This window comes from Serratia sp. MYb239 (assembly GCF_002966855.1).
GTDB classification, from domain to species: domain Bacteria; phylum Pseudomonadota; class Gammaproteobacteria; order Enterobacterales; family Enterobacteriaceae; genus Serratia_B; species Serratia_B rhizosphaerae.
In genome coordinates this window covers 2,082,163-2,099,647 of record NZ_CP023268.1, presented here as the reverse complement: position 1 = coordinate 2,099,647, position 17,485 = coordinate 2,082,163, and the positions used below count along the sequence as shown (strand labels likewise).

The following is a 17,485-nucleotide window of genomic DNA, read 5'->3' as shown; positions in this document are numbered from 1 at the left end:
AAAATATAACTACACCCCGCTATCGGTAAACAGGCTACCGGCATTACTATCTGCCGTTACTGTCCCATGATTGTGGCCCATGAGGTGTTTGAAAATCTGCACCAACCGATTTCAGCTCTTCCAGTTGCTTATTCATCGATATCCGTTCTCCACTCATAATTTTGAATACAGATCATCGCCCTACCTCCTGCCCTATATAGCAGCGGTGCCACCCCTCCGTTCCGCAGCGAGGGCATTTAAGTGCCTTTCCTTCCGACTGCTTGATATGCGAAAAGAACGAATCACGCGTATGGCTTTTGAGTGCCGCGGCAAAGGTGGTATGTAGTGTTTCGGCCTCACACCCATCAGCGGAGTACAGGGCCAACTTTTTTTGCAACCGTTCTTTTGCTTCCTGCAGCTGCATGCCCTGACATACTCGCAGGATGTATTCGGATATCTGGCCAATGGCTATTTCGGTCTGATTAAGCATTTTCGGCCCCCTGGATCGGTTTAATAGATTCGAGTACCAGACGCCGGCGCGTATGCTCGGCAAAATGGCGCTTACCAGTGTCTTTTCGGTAATACTCGTTTTTCCCGACAACCCACATCGAGCTCGTTTCGTGTAGCTTCTTGCGCTTAGGTCCGTCTTTCGTGATAACCGTGCCGATGTGAGTTTTTACGATGCTCGTTTTCATGTCTTTATCCCGTCTTTACGCTCACGCCAGTAATTCAGGCGCGATCTGAAATGTTCGCGGTAGTGCTCCGGTGCTTCTTCAATCGCCACCAGCACTTTTGTGCGGGTGATTTTCCGTGCGTACAGGTCACGGATCAGGCCGCAGGCGCGCAGGTCGTACTGCTCCAGGTCGCGTTGTTCCTGCGTCCAGGCTCCTCGATTGAATGGCAGGCCGGGCGGTAAGTAATCCGATTGCCCGGCCATCGGTCAGAGGCTCCCTGATGACTTCTCAGAGTTGGCGTAATAGCACCCGTCTACTTTTTTCAGCGTGTATTCAGGGGTCGGTTTTTCGTGCCGAACGATATCGACGTGCGGGGAGTTGAGCATCTGCGTCAGGCGCGTCTGCAGGTTCCGTTTCGTCAGTCCATGCCCCGGATAATGTTTATTCAGGGCCATCATCACACCGTTAAACGTGAGGGTTTTACCGAGCATGACAGCAGCAAGGTTTCGCGCAGGAAAGCCCGTTTTTACCGGTTTCACCTTGGCGCGAACCGTCCGATCTTTTTGGGCTGGCTTAGCTTTTTCGTGGCGTGGTTTGATTACCTGCACCGGTACCGGCGGCAAAACGAACGCAGAACGGGTACGCGCCCGGGCGCCGGCATTCATACGCCAAATGATCAGCGCAGTGTGGTCGCAGCCATCATCGATAACTGCCGAGGATTTTGCGTAGAACAAATCTGTAGTCGTCATATGGGTCTTTCCTATGGTCAAAAACGCGCTGGTCAGGCGCTGGTTAAAATTTCTTGCTTGAGTAAGGTCTTTGCTTGGGTTGTGGGTTTTGAGCCTCCTGAGCCATTCTGGTGGCCTCCTGTGCGCTGACTTGATCAACCGGCAGGAAGTGGCCGTTTTTGAACTCTTGGTAAACGGTGCCGTTCTCGCCAAAACGGTTTTTGCCGACGATGACTTCTGCGAAACGTGCTGCCGGGCTGTCGGCGTTGTAAACGCCCTCCCGATACAGCATGAGGATGCTGTCCGCGTCCTGCTCAATAGAGCCGGAATCACGCAGGTCGGACATAATCGGCCGCCGGTTTCCCGCCGGGCGTTCATCGACTTTGCGTGACAGCTGGCTGAGTGCGAAGCACGGCGTGCGTGTGCGCATCGCCATCGTTTTCAGGCTGCGTGATATGTGCCCGACGGCCAGGTCGTTACGCTCCGCCTTGGGCTTTTTGATCAGCCCGAGGTAATCGACCATGACCATGGACAGGTGCGGGTGCCGGCGCTTGTGCGTCTCCGCGATTGCCTGTATCTGGTCAACGGTCAGATCCGTGGCATCGACGATCCAGATATCGCGCTCGTTCAGCGTTTCCAGCGCGCTGCTGATACGGCCCCAGTCTTCGTCGCACATCTCAAGAGGATTACGCAGCTTTGAAACAGGCAGGTTCCCGGCACCGGCGACGGAACGTTCCACCATTTGCAGGGCGGCCATCTCCATACTGAAAATCAGTGCACCACCGCCGTTCCGGGTCGCTCCCTCGACAACTTTCAGCGCAAATTCTGTTTTACCCATGCCCGGGCGGCCGGCAATCACAACGAGATCCTGCGGGTTGAAACCGCCGGTTATCGCGTCCAGCTCCTCGATGCCGCTCAGCAGGTTCCGGGTTTCCGCATCACCGGCCATGCGCTTATCCAGCAGATCCATGTAACCACCCAGCAGCTCGCCAAGGTGTACCGGCACCACACCACCAGCATCAGCAGTCATCTCGATCAGCTTCGTGACCGATGCCTGCACGGCCTCGTCGCGTTGTTCTTGGTTCCTGGCGCCGCGGATAGCGTCGGCCCCTTCCTGCAGCAGTTCGGCCATCACCCTGCTACGCCAGCCTTTGACGGCCAGGTTGGCAAAGCCTTTCAGGTTGGCCAGTGCGCCAGGTGCGCGGCTGATCTCAACCAGCGACGACAGGCTGCTGCCGCCCAACTTTTCGCTGATCAGCACGACGTCGATCACGCCATCGGTCAGCGCCTGCTTTTTGATTTCCCGGTATGTGTCACGGTGAAACCTGACACTGAAAGCCTCTTCAGGCATGGTCGCGATCACGTCCATCGCGTCCGGCGTGGCGCCGCCGATCAGCAGGCCGCTCAGCACCACGGCCTCCATTTCCTGCTGTGTCATAACGCACCCTCACGGGTTTTTGTCAGCACGTCAGAACGCAGCAGGTAATCGAACCCGGCGCGCCAGGTGCGGTTGTTGTCGCCAAAATAAAACGGCCCCGCAGAATCCCGGAACGTCTCAAAGTACGCCCGGACGACCTCAAGCGTCGGTTCATGCAGCTCGCCAAGCAGGCGCTTGATTTGCCGCTTGCGCTTGTCGTTCAGCTCCTGAACCTTCGGCAGTCGTTCACCGAGGATTTCGTTGTAGGCGTCAGCCACGTCCTGGTATTTAATTTTTGGCGGCTCAACCGGCGCGTCAGCGTCGTCCCCCTGGGGGTTAGGGGGTATAGGTTCATTGACTGGTTCTAAACTGACTGGTTCTGGGTGCAGCTCCTGCACCCTCCCCCCTGCAGCAGATGCACCCATGGGTGCAGGATTTGCACCATAGGGTGCAGCATTTGCACCATACTCCCCCAGCACTAAGTGATAGATATTTGAGCGATTAAGGCCGTTCTCTGCTTTGCGCTCTTCGATGCGCAATAAGCCATCTTTCACCAGTTGCTGAATGTGATTTTGGGCGGAGCGTTTGGAGATCTCACACTGTTCGGCGATGTACTGAACTGCTGGCCAGCACTCCCCCTGATCGTTGGCGTTATCAGCCAGCTTTAGCAGCACCAGCTTGCGCAGCGGGTTTCCCACTTTGATTTTCATCGCCCGAACCATCATTTCCATGCTCATGATCAGATCCCCAGTGAATCCGCAAGCTGGCGGCACGCATCCTGGTACTGCTCCGGCGATAGATTTTCGTCACGCAGCTCTGCCTTGTGCTGCTCGTACTGTTCCCAGATGCTCGCTCTTCTCTCTTCGAAGATCGGACGAATATCTGCGATGTCTGCCGGCGCTCCGTTCAGGCGCCAGCCATTCCGGTATGTGATGTGATCGGTCATTGGTCTTTCCTAGCTGTGGTGTTAAACGCTGGTCAGGCGTTGTGTGTCTTGTAATGCGCTGAGCGCTCCGGCAATCCGCTGCTGCGTGTCACAGGCATCGAGCAGAATTGCGATAACTGCCGCGGCAAATTCACGAATGGCCACGGACAGCAGATACTGCATCGACACCCCGCCCAGGCGGGCGCGCCTATCAGCAGGCAAAGCTGCGGCCATCGCGTCGGCCAGCGCTCTAACCTTTGCCCTAGCGGCCTTCGACTCCCCGCGTAACCAGCGGAAAATCTGCTGCCGGTTATTGTTTATTGCGCGCCAATCAGCCCTGCCGAAATCATCCTCGATCGGGTGAAGGCGCACCGCTGACGAATCGCCGCCCAAAATGAACCACATCCGGCTGATCTCGATGGCCACATGTTCCTGTCCGCGTTCTGTTGCCCAGGCTGCTATCTCGTCTTTCAGGTTTTCGATGTTTTCCACGTCGCGTCTCCTGTCGCTGTAAACCTGATTACGCGTAATCAGATTTTGTGGGGGTTGGTTGTTAAGCTTCATTCGTTTGTTGCTGATAAAGCGCTGGGTCATATTTCAATGCGCCATCGGTAAGCCGTTCTAAACGGGCTGCTCGTTTCTCTGGGATTAACACTCCCCAGGCGCTAGCAGATGGCAACTTAACCCCAGCCGCTTGAGCCAATTTGGTCAGGTTGCCGAAGTGCTTAATAGCTTCAGATTTGTACATATCACCTCCGATTTGTAAGTTATGGCTAACAAATTAGATGGTAATACTAACTTAGTCAATAGAATTTAGTATTAGCTAACTATGACAACACAGACTCCAGGCTCTCGAATTAGAGCACGCCGCAAAGAAATGAAGTTAACGCAACGGAGCCTCGCGCAGGCTCTGGGTATTTCTCACGTCTCAGTTTCACAGTGGGAACGCGATGATAGTGAACCCTCTGGAAAAAACCTTTTCAGCCTTAGTCGCGCCCTGCGGTGCTCGCCTACCTGGGTTCTTTTCGGTGATGAAGAGCAACAACCATCTCAGGTCGATGAAATCCCGCGCCAACTCAATGAGCAACAAATACAGCTACTTGACCTGTTTGACCAACTGCCAGAGTCCGAAAAGGAAATCCACCTATCAACGCTGCGGGACAAAGTTGACGACTTCAATAAGCTATTTGAAGAACTGCTGAAGGCCCGTAAAGGCAGAAAAAATATTTAATTTAATATCAAAAAGTTAAATTACTTACGCCAAAAATGTTAGTTATAACTCAATTTTAATATTGCAATTGAGATTAGCCATGACTAACATAATCCCATCAACAGCGCACTAACCATGCAGCGGTTGTTCAGAATGTTCCGCCAGCCGGGCGTTACGCGGCAAAAAATTACCATTGCTGTGTGTAGTCTTCGCCCCGTGCGTCGGGGCATTTTTTTCACACCGCATGAATTAGGAAAGACCGACGGGCATGACCAGCCCTGACAGCCGGGAAAGACCGGCAACATACAGACGTAAAAAAGCCCGCCGAAGCGGGCCTCTTTACCCCGGCGCCGACCAAAGCAACCGGGATTTGCCGGGAACCACCCCGGCTAGGAAAGACCGATATCACCAACGAAGGCACTACCGATCAGTGCCGATTATATCAGGAGTTGCTATGAAAGCACTACAGATACCCGTCACGCTCTACATCCACGCGAACGTTAGCCAGTACACGCAAGACAAAATCTCCGTGTTCACCATGGATATGTCGCAATACCCCGAATACGTGCTGCTGGAAACCCGCCAGATCCACATCGATGTAAATCAGCCAGAACCGATCGATATTATCGGCAAGCAGGTTGAAGCGCTGCAGCTTGAAAAGGCACGTCTCACCGATGCCGCTTACAAGCGCATTGCTGAAATCGACGATCAGGTGCAGCAGCTGCTTTGCATTGAGCACTGCCCTGTCGATGCCGACGAACTCCCGTACTGAGGTCGCGGCCATGGATATCGAAACCCACAACCTGCGCGCCGAGCTGGCGCTCTACGAACAACACGACACCGCCGCGCAGCGCGACCAGTTCGAGGCGGCAGCAACGCACGGATACTCCGACGAGGCGATCGAGGTGTTTACGTACATCGACGGCGAAGATGCGGACACCCGTGACCGGCTTCTGATGGCGGTAATGATGGCAACGCCCGACACCCTACCGCAGCGCCAGCGTGAGTTATACAGCTGGTATTGCGACAACGTGAAAGCCGTATTACGCGATAAATTTTAACCAACCCCGGCGCCTGACCAGCGCCGGATACTTCAAAAGGAAAGACCGAAAATGCCAACTTACATCTCACTTTTTGAACCAAAGAAAAAAGCCCTGGCGGCCGGCGCCGTGCCGCTTGTTATTGCACTGGATGCACCGAGCAAGCGTGCGGCTGAAAGCATCGCGCTCGGTAAGCTGTTCGAAGCGTATCCAGAAGGTGGCGACAGCTTCCTCTCCCCGAAAACCGTAGAGGATCAACCTGGTGCCCCTCGCCCAGCCATTGGCCAGTTCGATGAACAGTTTGCGGCCGAGAATGAGTTCGACGGTAAGGCGTGGTCACCGAAAGCGCCCGAACCGGAGCCAGAAGCGCAGACCGGTGCGGTAGATTTAATGTCTCAACCGGCGAACGTTCGGATCGCCGCGGTAGTGATGTATGGCGACGGTGAAATCGATAACAGCCAGCTGTCGCTTGTAGTCGATATGCTCAATGATGACGAAACGCCTGATGATACGGGTATGCGTGCGGTGATCGATGGGTTAGTTTCCGTGCCAAAGGTCGGCATCATGCTACCTATCGGCATTTACAGATTGGTATCTGCAATATTCCAGCAGGCTGGCGAATCAATGCCGTCACAAGAGGATGTGGCAGCGTTCGCACACTCCTGGGTAACCAATCCTAATGACCGTGAAAATCTGAAGCTGTCTGGCACCGCTACAAACGTAGCTGCCGAAAATGATGCGCCGGCTGAATCCGTGCACGATGAGGAACGAGGGTATCCGCACACGTTAGACAGCCTCGATTACGAAATCTCTGCAGCCCTGCTGCCGATGGACTTCGATATCTTTAACATTCCAGTCGCGATCCATCGCCGAGCAAAAGAGGTTGTGGCCAAGAAGGAAAGCCCATGGAAAGAATGGTCGGCAATGCTGCGTAAAACCACCGGGGTTTTGGAGTTTAGCCGCGCGCAAATCTTCGACCTTATTCGTTCGGCTAATCCTGACCTGCACCAGTTCCCGACAAGCCATAGGGAATACATCAACGCCAATCTCGGCCGCCAGTCAGCACCCAAAAGCAAAGTCAAAGAACCGCAGGTCGCGTCTCTGGGGGATGGGAAATTTACCATTGACGGCCTGACCGGTGAGCAGCCGGACACCGCCTCAAATCAAGCCGAAAAAACGGAAGTGGATCAGCAGCAGGAAGTTAACGACGCCACGGCGGAGCAGGCCAAGCAGCAGCTAGATCAGATGGGCTATGGCGTTTACGCCAGCGCGCCAGAGGATAAATCCCCAGCTCTGCAGCAGGCTGAAGAAAACGCAGAGCGCGCAGAGGGACTGGCAAAGCAGCTAAAGGCCGACGATTTCCAGCAGCGCGCTGCACAGGTTGAGCAAGTGATCGCCGAGCAGCCAGCAGAAGCCCAGCAGAATCTCGAAATCTGGAAACGCGTCATGCGCACAGATCCTCGATACACGAAGCCGATCGAGGGGGCCGGTTATGTCGGTACCAGCATCAACAGCGAATACATGTTTATGCGCGCAACCGAAATTTTCGGCCCTATCGGCACTGGCTGGGGTTTTGACATTGTCGAAGAGAAGATGATCGCCGGCGCACCAATGAGCGAGGCGGTATTCGAAGGCGGGAAAATTATTGGTAACCGCATTCTGCGCGACGCCGATGGCACTATCTTGTTCGAGCAGAACCATAGCCTGCAGGTCGAATTTTGGTATGTCCTGAACGGAACCAAAGGCCGCGTTACAGCTTATGGCGCCACGCCGTACATGTACAAAACGAGGCGCGGTTTTATGGCTGACAGTGAAGTGATGAAAAAGAGCCTCACCGATGCGATCAAAAAGTCACTTTCCATGCTGGGCTTCTCTGCCGATGTATTCCTCGGCTGGCATGACCTGCCTGAATATCGGGAAGAGAACGCAACGGAGTTCGCTATCAAGAACGCCAGCGACAAAGCCGAAGACGTCACGCGGCTGCGCGAAGAGCTGGACGAGAAACTGTCTGCAGTGGCCGACACCATTAGCACGGCCGTTACCGTCAATGAAGCCAGCAAAGTTTATAGCTCGATCGCTCGCGAAGTGGAAACACACCGCAAAGCAGCCGAGGCCAAAGGCGATACAGAACACGCTAAATACCTGGCCAGCCGTCTGCGCCGCCTTACCGTTCTGAAAGAAGAGCGCATCGCCACACTGTCAGAGGAGAAAGCATCATGAGCGTCAACGCCATTGCATTAGCATCCGATTACGCCAAATTACAGGCGCTGGTTGAAACCTCTGACGAGCTGACGCCGGAGATGATCGCTGACACCCTCGAGGGCATCGAGGGTGCACTGGGCGACAAGCTGGACGCCGCCTTTATCCACGTGCGCAATATCGAAGGGCAAGCCGCCATATTGGCAGAGGAAATAAAACGCCTGACCGAACGTAAGAAGTCATTCGAGAACCGTGCAAAATCGATCCGCATGTACGTGCTGACGTGCCTGCTAGCCAGCGGCCAGGGCACCATAAAAACCACGGCCAATACGTTCACGGCCAGAAAAGGTACGGCGAGCATTGTTGTCGATAATGCCGATATTCTTCCCGACGAGCTGGTTACCGTGCAAACCGTCGTTTCACCAGACAAGAAAGCCATTAAGGAGGCAATCGAGAACGGCGTGGAAGTTAAAGGCGCGCATATCGAAATCGGCGAACCGTCTCTGCAGGTTCGGTAATCACCCGGCCCCGGCAACGGGGCCAATACTGAGGATCTCACATGCTGAGAATGTATCTGGCCAAGGGTGACGCCGTGCACGTGACATTCCCCGACGGCTCAACCGGAATTATTGAAGTAGAAAGCCGCAGCGAATTGGCGTTCCACTTTCCCCAGAAAGTGCGCCTGGCGCGGGAAAAGCAAGCGTTCAAAAAGTTGATTAACGATAATCAGAAATAACCCGCCGCCACCGCTAAATTGTCCCCTCTCCCACACAACGAGGAAATGGCAATGCAGCGGTGGCAACCAGGAATGATCCTGCTTTCTGATTTCGATCTAAAAATTGGCCGTCTATCTTCCAGCGTTCGCAAAACAACACTGGCCGATGCGGACATTAAACGGGCTTGTCGTGTGACCGACGACAGCATAGCCAAGATGATAAAACCGAGGAAAGACCATGCCCAACAACCCGATCCCAAGGGGGTGGGATAATCACCGCCCCGCTGACTGTGGCAAAGAAAAGCTGCTCACTTTGAAAGAATGGTGCGACGGCACGTACGAGAGCTACAAACCGAACATTCAGACACTCTGGCGCTGGGCGCGCAACGGCAATTTCTACCCACCAGCGGAGAAGCACGGCAGTCGTTACATGCTGAAGCCCGGCACGATTTACATCAAACCCAACGATCCGTCGTTGGGCAAGAAAATTAAGGAAGCGCAGAGCGCCGCGCCGGCGCGCGAGGCGTTTATGGAGAAAGTGATCAATGACACGGCGAAAAGGGAGGTATGACATGCAATTGCCTAAAAATCTGACTTATCGCCAAAAAAGCAAGTCATTCTACTGGCGGAATCCGATCACCAAGAAAGAGATTTCAATGGGGGCAATTTCCCGCCGTGATGCAATCGCTCAGGCGATCGAAGCCAACCACTACATTGATCAGAACTACTCACCAGTACTGCTGCTGGAGAAGATTAAAGGCACCCACGAATACACGCTAAACAACTGGTTAGAGCGGTACTACATTCTATTCGAACGTAGAAATCTATCAGCTAAAACGTGCAGATTTCGCCGCCAGCAATTTGCCGTCATCAGCGAAAAAATGGGCAGCATGATCCTGTCAAAAATCACCACTCGGCATATCGCAGAATTTCTTGAAATATGGGTAAGACAGGAGAAAAAGACAATGGCGGCAGCGATGAGGACAGTGCTATCTGACATCTTCCGAGAGGCTATCGTTGAAGGTCATATCGAAAGCAACCCGGTCACTCCAACGAGATCGGCCAAACCGGTTATAAAGAGGGAGCGGCTGGAGCTAAAGCAATACATTCCAATACGTGAAGCAGCTGACACCCTGCCGGCATGGCTCTCATTGGCAATGGATCTCGCACTTGTCACCGGCCAGCGACGTGCAGACATCGCAAAAATGAGGTTTGATCACGTCGTGAATGGCCGTTTGCTGATCGAGCAGGATAAAACAGGGGCAATGATTGCCCTTCCCCTGAACCTTGAGCTGCAGGCCGTTGGCTTGCATTTGGGAGCAGTGATTGACCGTTGCCGCCAGGTCAGCAAGACAGATTACATGATTAGCGCTGGCATCCGCAAAAACAGCCCTGACGGGGCGATAAGCCTAAATAGCCTGACTGGTAAATTTGCTATAGCACGGAAATTGACGGGAATAGAGTTTGAAGCCAGTCCTCCACCATTCCACGAGATCCGCAGCTTGTCTGGCCGGCTTTATGATAAGGAAAAAGGGAAGGATTTTGCACAGAAATTGCTGGGGCATAAATCGGGGGTTATGACAGAAAAATACCTTGATGCACGCCGGAAAGAATACGTTATGCTTTAAAAAGTAACTATCAAAATTCGAGTAAATTTCGAGTAATTTCGGAACAATAAAAATAAAAGGCATGGAATCAGATGGTTACAAAAAGTATACCTATCGAATCCGTAGGCCAATTCAAATATCTCTTACTAAAACCAAAGGATATCGTAACGGTATTCATCGAGTGCAAAGGGAGTAAGAAATGAGCAATCCAACCGACAAATCAACGTCTTCAACGACCGCGAAATGCCCCTTCCATGCCGACGTGCCTGAGCAATACGCCGGCGGAGGCACCACCAATCAGGACTGGTGGCCCGACCAACTGCGTGTGGATCTGCTAAATCAGCACTCCAACCGCTCTAACCCGTTGGGCGAGGATTTCAACTACCGCGAAGAATTCAAAAAGCTGGATTACGCCGCGTTAAAAGCGGATATCCGTCATCTGCTGACCGACTCGCAGTCGTGGTGGCCGGCGGACTGGGGCAGCTATATCGGCCTGTTTATTCGCATGGCCTGGCACGGCGCCGGCACCTACCGCGCCGTTGACGGTCGCGGCGGCTCCGGGCGCGGGCAGCAGCGCTTCTCGCCGGTTAACTCCTGGCCGGACAACGTCAGCCTCGATAAGGCGCGCCGTCTGCTGTGGCCGATCAAGCAAAAATATGGCCAAAAAGTCTCCTGGGCGGACCTGTATATTCTAGCCGGCAACGTGGCGCTGGAAAACTCCGGCTTCCGCACCTTCGGTTTCGGCGGCGGTCGCGAAGACGTCTGGGAACCGGATCTCGACGTCGACTGGGGCAATGAGAAAACCTGGCTGGCGCACCGCCACCCGGAAAGTCTGGCCCATCAGGCGCTGGGTGCCACCGAAATGGGGCTGATCTACGTCAACCCGGAAGGGCCGGAAGCCAGCGGCGAACCGCTGTCGGCCGCAGCCGCCATCCGCGCCACCTTCGGCAATATGAGCATGGACGATGAAGAAACCGTCGCGCTGCTCGCCGGCGGCCATACGCTGGGTAAAACCCACGGCGCAGCGTCCGGCGACCACCTCGGCCCGGAGCCAGCTGCGGCGCCGCTGGAGCGGCAGGGTCTCGGCTGGGCCAGCAACTACGGCAGCGGCTCCGGCCCCGACGCCATCACCTCCGGTCTGGAGGTTGTCTGGTCGCAAACGCCGACCCAGTGGAGCAATAATTTCTTCGAAAACCTGTTCAAATATGAGTGGGTACAAACGCGCAGCCCGGGCGGCGCCATCCAGTTCGAAGCCAAAGACGGACCGGAAATTATTCCCGATCCGTTCAACCCGGGGGTGAAGCGTAAGCCGACCATGCTGGTAACCGACGTGACGCTGCGCCTCGACCCTGAGTTTGAGAAAATCTCGCGTCGCTTCCTGAACGACCCGCAGGCGTTTAACGAAGCCTTCGCCCGCGCCTGGTTCAAACTGACCCACCGCGATATGGGGCCGAAAGCGCGCTACCTGGGGCCGGAAGTGCCGGGCGAAGATCTGATCTGGCAGGATCCGCTGCCGCAGGCGGTACAGCAGCCAAGCGCGGCCGATATCGACAGCCTGAAGACGGCGATCAAAGCCTCCGATCTCAGCGTCAGCGAGCTGGTCTCGGTCGCCTGGGCCTCGGCCGCCACCTTCCGCGGCGGCGATAAGCGTGGCGGCGCCAACGGCGCACGGCTGGCGCTGGCGCCACAGCGGGACTGGGAAGTCAACGCCATTCCGGTCAGCGTGCTGCCGACCCTGAAGGCGATTCAGCAGGCCTCCGGCAAAGCGTCGCTGGCGGATGTGATCGTGCTGGCCGGCGTGGTGGGCATTGAGCAGGCCGCCGCCGCCGCGGGCGTACAGGTCAGAGTGCCGTTCACGCCAGGACGCGTCGATGCGCGTCAGGATCAGACCGACGTTGAAGCGTTTAACCTGCTTGAACCGCTGGCCGACGGCTTCCGCAACTATCGCCGTTCGCCGAACGGCCCGACCACCGAAGAGCTGCTGATTGACCGGGCGCAGCTGCTGACGCTGACCGCGCCGGAAATGACCGTACTGGTCGGCGGCCTGCGCGTATTGGGCGCCAACTTCGACGGCAGCCAGCACGGCGTGTTCACCGATCGCGTCGGCGTACTCAGCAACGACTTCTTCGTCAATCTGCTGGATATGCGCACCGAATGGCAGGCCACCGATGCCAGCGCGGAGCTGTACGAAGGTCGCGACCGTCAAAGCGGCGAGGTGAAATACACCGGTACCCGCGCCGATCTGGTGTTCGGCTCCCACTCGGTGCTGCGCGCGCTGGCGGAAGTGTACGCCAGCAGCGACGGTCAGGAGAAGTTTGTCCGCGACTTCGTCGCCGCCTGGACCAAGGTGATGAACCTGGATCGCTTCGATCTGGCGTAACAGACCGGCTACGGCAACACTCAAGCCTCCGCATGCGGAGGCTTTTTTTATGCGCTGTCATTACGCCGCAACGCCGGCTATATTGCAGACAGACAATACGGAGAGCGGCTTATGGCATGGTTGGGATTTATCAGCGCACGGGCGTGCAGGCACTGGCAGGACGCGTCGCCGTTTCTGCCGGCGTTCAGCTTTTACGAAAGGCACCAGTCAGCGCCGATCGACGCCGCGCCACAAGCCATTATTCACGCGGTGCAGGCGCTGGATATGCAGGAGGATCCGCTGATCCGTCGCCTGCTGGCGCTGCGACAACTGCCGGACAGGCTGCGCCGGCGCGCGAAGCCCGCCCGCCCCTTCGGCTTTGACAGCTTCACCCCGCTGCATCAGGACAGCCACGAACTCTCCCTCGGTCTGGCCGGCCGTTTCTGGCGGCCAACGCTGGTTCTGCCCAGGCCGGAGGACGCCCGGCAGTTTCTTCAGTTTGCCGACCCCGACGCCGCCAAACTGGTGCTGCGCTTTAAGGTCGTCGCAGATCAAATCGGCCAAACGCGGCTACGAACCGAAACCTTTGTCTACTGCCCCACGCCGCAGGTGAAAGCGCGCTTTGCCTGCTACTGGCTGCTGATCCGTCCGGCCAGCGGCTGGATCAGACGCCGCACCCTGAGCGCGGTGCGGCGTAAGCTGGCTGCTACCGCCTCATCGTTCCAGCCATAGAACGCTCTGGCTTAATTTTCCTGGCTACCTGCCGTTACTCGCCTACGCTAAGGTTGTCGACAGCGTGCGGCAGGCTGCGCACGCCCGATGCCGACGGCATTGCCGCCGGCGCCTTGTACGATCATCGTCTTAATTAAGGAGTAAGTCATGGGCAAACCCTATGTCAGATTGGATAAAGACCAGGCGGCGGTACTGTTGGTCGACCATCAAACCGGGCTGCTATCTCTGGTGCGCGATATCGATCCGGATAAATTCAAGAACAACGTGCTGGCGCTGGCTGACCTGGCCAGCTACTTCAAGTTACCCACCATCCTGACCACCAGCTTTGAAACCGGCCCCAACGGCCCGCTGGTGCCTGAACTGAAGGCGCAGTTTGCCGACGCACCCTATATCGCCCGCCCCGGCAATATCAACGCCTGGGATAATGAAGACTTTGTGAAGGCGGTGGAAGCCACCGGCAGAAAACAGCTGATCATCGCCGGCGTGGTGACCGAGGTGTGCGTAGCGTTCCCGGCGCTGTCGGCGATTGAAGCGGGCTATGAGGTGTTTGTGGTGACCGACGCCTCCGGCACCTTTAACCCCATCACCCGCGATGCCGCCTGGCAGCGCATGACCCAGGCCGGTGCGCAGCTGATGAACTGGTTCGGCGTCGCCTGCGAGCTGCACCGTGACTGGCGCAACGATGTCGAGGGTCTGGGCAAACTGTTCAGCGAACATATTCCCGACTACCGCAATCTGATGAGCAACTTTGACTATTTAATGCAGAAATAAGCCCAAACGGCAGGCGCCCGGCGTCTGCCGTTGCGCGGCAAATCCGTGACCTGATAACAGCGATTGCTCTACACTAGGGGTGTTATTTACCGAGACAGGATCCGCCGCATGCTCCCATCGCTATTATCCATTCCCTGCACTACGCTGCAGGGCGAAGCCAAAACGCTGGCCGACTTCCCGGCGCGCGCCTATCTGGTGGTGAATACCGCCAGCAAATGCGGTTTTACCCCGCAGTATCGCGGGCTGGAGAATCTGTGGCGCTATTATCGCGATCGCGGCCTGGTGGTGATGGGCTTTCCCTGCAATCAGTTCGGCGCACAGGAGCCGGGCAGCGCACAGGACATCGCCAGCTTCTGCAGCCTGAACTACGGCGTCAGTTTTCCGCTGTTCGCCAAGATCATGGTCAACGGGCCGGATGCCCATCCGCTGTTTAACGAACTGAAGCGCCGTGCGCCGGGGCTGCTGGGCAGTCAGCGCATTAAATGGAACTTCACCAAATTCCTGCTCACCGCCGACGGCCAGCGCGTGATGCGCTTTGCGCCGCTGACTAAGCCGGAGCGCCTGTTCGAGCGTATCGAGACGCTGCTGAAATAACTCTCGTGCCGGGCGGAATCCCTTACCCACCGCCCGCGCCGTTCAGTCTCCCCGCTCCGGTTTCCCACGTTAAGAACCCGATCCCGCCGGTAAGCAAATTTTCCTTGCTGTAACCCAATGTTCACATGATAATGATTATCACTATGATAAACGTTATCAATTAACTCTTTTATTCTTCAGACAGCAATTATGGATAATAAACAGCACGAGGCGCCCGTCGCGCCTGCCGCTCCCGCGCAGGAAACGGCCCCCCCACCCAGCTATGACAGCCGGCAATTGCTCGGCCGTGACGGCGTCGCGATTATCACGCATCAGGGCCAACGCTATCAGCTGCGCCAGACCAAAGCGGGCAAGCTGATCCTGACCAAGTAATACCTTACAGCCCCAACGCCAGCCACCCCGATCGTCACGATCCAGGCAGCCAGCAAATCATTTGATATGTTGTAAAACATACGGAGAGTTGCACTATGCCTGCTATTTTTGCCACCCCGCGGCGTCTGTCCGCCCTGAGCCTGGCCATTGCCTGCGCCCTGCCTACGGTGGCTTTTGCCAACACCAGCCCCGTTTCTGACACCGGTTCGGAAAAAGCGACCGACGATACCCTGACGGTAGTCGCCACCGGCAACCAGCGCAGCAGTTTCAGCGCGCCGATGATGGTCACGGTGATCGACGGCACGTCGCCGCAGGCGCAGACCGCCGGCACCGCCGGCGACCTGTTGCGTCAGGTGCCGGGCATCACCGTCACCGGCACCGGCCGCAGCAACGGCCAGGATATTATGATGCGCGGCTATGACCGCCGCGGCGTGCTGACCTTGGTGGACGGCGTGCGTCAGGGCACCGATACCGGCCATCTTAACGGCACCTTCCTCGATCCGGCGCTGATCAAGCGGGTGGAAGTGGTGCGCGGCCCGTCGGCCCTGCTGTACGGCAGCGGCGCGCTGGGCGGCGTCATCTCCTATGAAACCGTCGACACCGCCGACCTGCTGCTACCGGGGCACAATACCGGCTTTCGGGTTTACGGCAGCGCCGCCAGCGGCGATCACAGCCTCGGCATGGGCGCCAGCGCCTACGGCAGAAGCGACAATCTGGACGGTCTGCTGTCGTTCGGCACCCGCGACGTCGGCAATCTGCGCCAGGGAAACGGCTTTGACGCGCCGAACGATGAAAACATCAATAACCTGCTGGCCAAAGGCACCTGGACCATCGATGAAAACCAGGCGCTGAGCGGTAGTTTCCGCTATTACAACAACCGCGCGCAGGAGCCGAAAAACCCGCAGACGCCGGCCGCTTCCGCCAGCAACCTGCAGACCGATCGCTCCACCATTCAGCGCGACGGACAGCTGACCTATAAGCTCAAACCGGTAGGACAAGGCTGGCTGGATGCACAGGCGCAGCTGTACTACTCCGAGGTGCAGATCAACGCCCACCGCGACGGCAGTGAAGACGAGGCGCGCAAGCAAACCACCCGCGGCGCCAAGCTGGAAAACCGCACCCGCCTGTTCAGCGACAGCGCGGCGGCGCACCTGTTCACCTACGGCACCGAAGCGTATAAGCAGGAGCAGACGCCGGGCGGCGCCACCGAGAGCTTCCCGCAGGCCAAGATCAACTTCGCCTCCGCCTGGCTGCAGGATGAGATCACCCTGCGCGATCTGCCGGTATCGATTCTGGCCGGAACGCGCTATGACAACTATAAAGGCAGCAGCGACGGCTACGACGACGTCAACGCGGACAAATGGTCATCACGCGGGGCGGTCAGCATAACCCCCACCGACTGGCTGATGCTGTTCGGCTCCTATTCGCAGGCGTTCCGCGCGCCGACCATGGGCGAAATGTACAACGATGACAAACACTTCTCGATTCCGATGGGCCCCACCACCATCACCAACAACTGGGTGCCGAACCCGAATCTGAAGCCGGAGACCAACGCCACCCAGGAGTATGGTTTCGGCCTGCGCTTCGACGACCTGCTGCTGGCCGACGACAGCCTGCAGTTCAAGGCCAGCTATTTCGATACCAAAGCCAAAGACTATATCTCCACCGCCGTCACCATGGATATCGGAGCCGGCCCGCGCGGGCCTTACTGCATCAGCTGCACCACCTACTCCACCAATATCGACCGCGCCAAAATCTGGGGCTGGGACGCCGCGCTGAACTATAAAACCCGCTGGTTCGGCTGGGATCTGGCCTATAACCGCACCCGCGGCAAAGATGAAACCAGCGGTGACTGGATCGCCAGCATCAACCCGGACACCGTCACCAGCGTGCTGGACGTGCCGCTGGGCGCCAGCGGTTTCTCCACCGGCTGGGTCGCCACCTTGACCCAACGCTCGACCCACGTGCCCAGCGGCACTGCCGAGCAGGCCGGCTACGGCGTCAACGATTTCTACCTCAGCTACAAAGGCAGCGCCGAACTGCAGGGGCTGACCACCACCGTGGTGCTGGGCAACGCCTTCGATAAAGAATATTACTCGCCGCAGGGCATTCCGCAGGACGGACGTAACGCCAAACTGCTGGTCAGCTATCAGTGGTAACGAC

General features: G+C 56.8%; 24 protein-coding genes. 15 read left to right on the top strand and 9 right to left on the bottom strand.

The features are described from left to right. Positions 1–172 precede the first annotated feature (172 nt). From CLM71_RS24245 to CLM71_RS10045, 9 genes are all read right to left on the bottom strand, one after another. Positions 173–469, bottom strand: coding sequence for a hypothetical protein (locus tag CLM71_RS24245; RefSeq protein WP_234008640.1), 297 nt, complete (start codon positions 467–469; stop codon positions 173–175). After that, the gene (locus CLM71_RS10080) at positions 462–674 is read right to left on the bottom strand and encodes a hypothetical protein (RefSeq protein WP_105230898.1); all 213 of its coding nucleotides are present in this window, start codon (positions 672–674) and stop codon (positions 462–464) included. Before CLM71_RS10080 ends, CLM71_RS24245 begins: the two co-directional genes overlap by 8 nt. Continuing rightward, positions 671–916 carry a hypothetical protein gene (locus tag CLM71_RS10075; protein WP_105230897.1) on the bottom strand — a complete coding sequence of 82 codons (246 nt, stop codon included), beginning with the start codon at positions 914–916 and terminating at the stop codon, positions 671–673. The genes CLM71_RS10080 and CLM71_RS10075 overlap by 4 nt, the downstream gene beginning before the upstream one ends. Positions 917–919: 3 nt before the next feature. Beyond that, entirely contained in the window at positions 920–1,402 is a 483-nt protein-coding gene (locus tag CLM71_RS10070; RefSeq protein ID WP_105230896.1) for a hypothetical protein, read from the bottom strand. 43 nt (positions 1,403–1,445) lie between these two features. After that, positions 1,446–2,819, bottom strand: a complete 1,374-nt coding sequence (locus CLM71_RS10065; RefSeq protein WP_105230895.1) for a replicative DNA helicase — start codon at positions 2,817–2,819, stop codon at positions 1,446–1,448. Continuing rightward, positions 2,816–3,535: a helix-turn-helix domain-containing protein gene (locus CLM71_RS10060; RefSeq protein WP_105230894.1), complete on the bottom strand. Its 720-nt coding sequence runs from the start codon at positions 3,533–3,535 to the stop codon at positions 2,816–2,818. Before CLM71_RS10060 ends, CLM71_RS10065 begins: the two co-directional genes overlap by 4 nt. Before the next feature lie 2 nt (positions 3,536–3,537). Then, entirely contained in the window at positions 3,538–3,744 is a 207-nt protein-coding gene (locus tag CLM71_RS10055) for a hypothetical protein (protein ID WP_054306651.1), read from the bottom strand. A gap of 21 nt (positions 3,745–3,765) precedes the next feature. Then, complete coding sequence (locus CLM71_RS10050) at positions 3,766–4,215, bottom strand: toxin YdaT family protein (RefSeq protein WP_105233299.1); 450 nt, start codon at positions 4,213–4,215, stop codon at positions 3,766–3,768. 61 nt (positions 4,216–4,276) lie between these two features. Then, the gene (locus tag CLM71_RS10045) at positions 4,277–4,471 is read right to left on the bottom strand and encodes a Cro/CI family transcriptional regulator (RefSeq protein ID WP_072186140.1); all 195 of its coding nucleotides are present in this window, start codon (positions 4,469–4,471) and stop codon (positions 4,277–4,279) included. Positions 4,472–4,600: 129 nt separating this feature from the next. Here CLM71_RS10045 and CLM71_RS10040 point away from each other — a divergent pair, with 129 nt between their 5' ends. The 15 genes from CLM71_RS10040 (at position 4,601) to CLM71_RS09975 (ending at position 17,481) form a co-directional block, all read left to right on the top strand. After that, a complete protein-coding gene (locus CLM71_RS10040; protein ID WP_370446987.1) occupies positions 4,601–4,954 on the top strand; it encodes a helix-turn-helix domain-containing protein in 354 nt (117 codons plus the stop codon). A 433-nt stretch (positions 4,955–5,387) separates the two neighbouring features. After that, a complete protein-coding gene (locus CLM71_RS10035) occupies positions 5,388–5,705 on the top strand; it encodes a hypothetical protein (RefSeq protein WP_105230893.1) in 318 nt (105 codons plus the stop codon). 10 nt (positions 5,706–5,715) lie between these two features. After that, on the top strand, positions 5,716–5,994 hold the full coding sequence (locus CLM71_RS10030; protein ID WP_105230892.1) for a hypothetical protein: 279 nt from the start codon (positions 5,716–5,718) through the stop codon (positions 5,992–5,994). Between the two features lie 51 nt (positions 5,995–6,045). Beyond that, entirely contained in the window at positions 6,046–8,193 is a 2,148-nt protein-coding gene (locus CLM71_RS10025) for a hypothetical protein (protein ID WP_105230891.1), read from the top strand. Next, a complete protein-coding gene (locus tag CLM71_RS10020) occupies positions 8,190–8,690 on the top strand; it encodes a siphovirus Gp157 family protein (protein WP_105230890.1) in 501 nt (166 codons plus the stop codon). The genes CLM71_RS10025 and CLM71_RS10020 overlap by 4 nt, the downstream gene beginning before the upstream one ends. A gap of 41 nt (positions 8,691–8,731) precedes the next feature. Beyond that, complete coding sequence (locus tag CLM71_RS24130; RefSeq protein ID WP_169802931.1) at positions 8,732–8,908, top strand: hypothetical protein; 177 nt, start codon at positions 8,732–8,734, stop codon at positions 8,906–8,908. A gap of 51 nt (positions 8,909–8,959) precedes the next feature. Beyond that, positions 8,960–9,160: a hypothetical protein gene (locus CLM71_RS10015; RefSeq protein ID WP_072186141.1), complete on the top strand. Its 201-nt coding sequence runs from the start codon at positions 8,960–8,962 to the stop codon at positions 9,158–9,160. After that, entirely contained in the window at positions 9,126–9,458 is a 333-nt protein-coding gene (locus tag CLM71_RS10010; RefSeq protein WP_054306657.1) for an excisionase, read from the top strand. Before CLM71_RS10015 ends, CLM71_RS10010 begins: the two co-directional genes overlap by 35 nt. Continuing rightward, complete coding sequence (locus CLM71_RS10005) at positions 9,433–10,515, top strand: tyrosine-type recombinase/integrase (RefSeq protein WP_105230889.1); 1,083 nt, start codon at positions 9,433–9,435, stop codon at positions 10,513–10,515. The genes CLM71_RS10010 and CLM71_RS10005 overlap by 26 nt, the downstream gene beginning before the upstream one ends. 178 nt (positions 10,516–10,693) lie before the next feature. After that, positions 10,694–12,874, top strand: coding sequence for a catalase/peroxidase HPI (katG, locus tag CLM71_RS10000; RefSeq protein ID WP_105230888.1), 2,181 nt, complete (start codon positions 10,694–10,696; stop codon positions 12,872–12,874). Between the two features lie 111 nt (positions 12,875–12,985). Next, on the top strand, positions 12,986–13,585 hold the full coding sequence (locus tag CLM71_RS09995; RefSeq protein WP_105230887.1) for a hypothetical protein: 600 nt from the start codon (positions 12,986–12,988) through the stop codon (positions 13,583–13,585). Positions 13,586–13,732: 147 nt separating this feature from the next. Then, the gene (ycaC, locus tag CLM71_RS09990) at positions 13,733–14,356 is read left to right on the top strand and encodes an isochorismate family cysteine hydrolase YcaC (protein WP_105230886.1); all 624 of its coding nucleotides are present in this window, start codon (positions 13,733–13,735) and stop codon (positions 14,354–14,356) included. A 108-nt stretch (positions 14,357–14,464) separates the two neighbouring features. Then, positions 14,465–14,950, top strand: a complete 486-nt coding sequence (locus CLM71_RS09985) for a glutathione peroxidase (protein ID WP_105230885.1) — start codon at positions 14,465–14,467, stop codon at positions 14,948–14,950. 189 nt (positions 14,951–15,139) lie between these two features. Then, positions 15,140–15,322 (top strand): hemin uptake protein HemP, encoded by a 183-nt coding sequence (hemP, locus tag CLM71_RS09980; protein WP_105230884.1) that lies wholly within the window; start codon positions 15,140–15,142, stop codon positions 15,320–15,322. A gap of 95 nt (positions 15,323–15,417) precedes the next feature. Then, positions 15,418–17,481 carry a TonB-dependent hemoglobin/transferrin/lactoferrin family receptor gene (locus CLM71_RS09975; protein ID WP_105230883.1) on the top strand — a complete coding sequence of 688 codons (2,064 nt, stop codon included), beginning with the start codon at positions 15,418–15,420 and terminating at the stop codon, positions 17,479–17,481. Positions 17,482–17,485 lie beyond the last annotated feature (4 nt).

What these genes read in the sequence shown, in the direction of transcription:
- CLM71_RS10010 (WP_054306657.1), top strand. Translation starts at nt 9,126, where the DNA reads ATGCCCAACAACCCGATCCCAAGGGGGTGGGATAATCACCGCCCCGCT.
- CLM71_RS10025 (WP_105230891.1), top strand. Translation starts at nt 6,046, where the DNA reads ATGCCAACTTACATCTCACTTTTTGAACCAAAGAAAAAAGCCCTGGCG.
- CLM71_RS09995 (WP_105230887.1), top strand. Translation starts at nt 12,986, where the DNA reads ATGGCATGGTTGGGATTTATCAGCGCACGGGCGTGCAGGCACTGGCAG.
- CLM71_RS10005 (WP_105230889.1), top strand. Translation starts at nt 9,433, where the DNA reads ATGACACGGCGAAAAGGGAGGTATGACATGCAATTGCCTAAAAATCTG.
- CLM71_RS10030 (WP_105230892.1), top strand. Translation starts at nt 5,716, where the DNA reads ATGGATATCGAAACCCACAACCTGCGCGCCGAGCTGGCGCTCTACGAA.
- ycaC (WP_105230886.1), top strand. Translation starts at nt 13,733, where the DNA reads ATGGGCAAACCCTATGTCAGATTGGATAAAGACCAGGCGGCGGTACTG.
- CLM71_RS09975 (WP_105230883.1), top strand. Translation starts at nt 15,418, where the DNA reads ATGCCTGCTATTTTTGCCACCCCGCGGCGTCTGTCCGCCCTGAGCCTG.
- CLM71_RS24245 (WP_234008640.1), bottom strand. Translation starts at nt 469, where the DNA reads ATGCTTAATCAGACCGAAATAGCCATTGGCCAGATATCCGAATACATC.
- hemP (WP_105230884.1), top strand. Translation starts at nt 15,140, where the DNA reads ATGGATAATAAACAGCACGAGGCGCCCGTCGCGCCTGCCGCTCCCGCG.
- CLM71_RS10040 (WP_370446987.1), top strand. Translation starts at nt 4,601, where the DNA reads ATGAAGTTAACGCAACGGAGCCTCGCGCAGGCTCTGGGTATTTCTCAC.
- CLM71_RS10055 (WP_054306651.1), bottom strand. Translation starts at nt 3,744, where the DNA reads ATGACCGATCACATCACATACCGGAATGGCTGGCGCCTGAACGGAGCG.
- CLM71_RS10060 (WP_105230894.1), bottom strand. Translation starts at nt 3,535, where the DNA reads ATGAGCATGGAAATGATGGTTCGGGCGATGAAAATCAAAGTGGGAAAC.
- CLM71_RS10035 (WP_105230893.1), top strand. Translation starts at nt 5,388, where the DNA reads ATGAAAGCACTACAGATACCCGTCACGCTCTACATCCACGCGAACGTT.
- CLM71_RS10080 (WP_105230898.1), bottom strand. Translation starts at nt 674, where the DNA reads ATGAAAACGAGCATCGTAAAAACTCACATCGGCACGGTTATCACGAAA.
- CLM71_RS10015 (WP_072186141.1), top strand. Translation starts at nt 8,960, where the DNA reads ATGCAGCGGTGGCAACCAGGAATGATCCTGCTTTCTGATTTCGATCTA.
- CLM71_RS10020 (WP_105230890.1), top strand. Translation starts at nt 8,190, where the DNA reads ATGAGCGTCAACGCCATTGCATTAGCATCCGATTACGCCAAATTACAG.
- CLM71_RS10045 (WP_072186140.1), bottom strand. Translation starts at nt 4,471, where the DNA reads ATGTACAAATCTGAAGCTATTAAGCACTTCGGCAACCTGACCAAATTG.
- katG (WP_105230888.1), top strand. Translation starts at nt 10,694, where the DNA reads ATGAGCAATCCAACCGACAAATCAACGTCTTCAACGACCGCGAAATGC.
- CLM71_RS24130 (WP_169802931.1), top strand. Translation starts at nt 8,732, where the DNA reads ATGCTGAGAATGTATCTGGCCAAGGGTGACGCCGTGCACGTGACATTC.
- CLM71_RS10065 (WP_105230895.1), bottom strand. Translation starts at nt 2,819, where the DNA reads ATGACACAGCAGGAAATGGAGGCCGTGGTGCTGAGCGGCCTGCTGATC.
- CLM71_RS10070 (WP_105230896.1), bottom strand. Translation starts at nt 1,402, where the DNA reads ATGACGACTACAGATTTGTTCTACGCAAAATCCTCGGCAGTTATCGAT.
- CLM71_RS09985 (WP_105230885.1), top strand. Translation starts at nt 14,465, where the DNA reads ATGCTCCCATCGCTATTATCCATTCCCTGCACTACGCTGCAGGGCGAA.
- CLM71_RS10075 (WP_105230897.1), bottom strand. Translation starts at nt 916, where the DNA reads ATGGCCGGGCAATCGGATTACTTACCGCCCGGCCTGCCATTCAATCGA.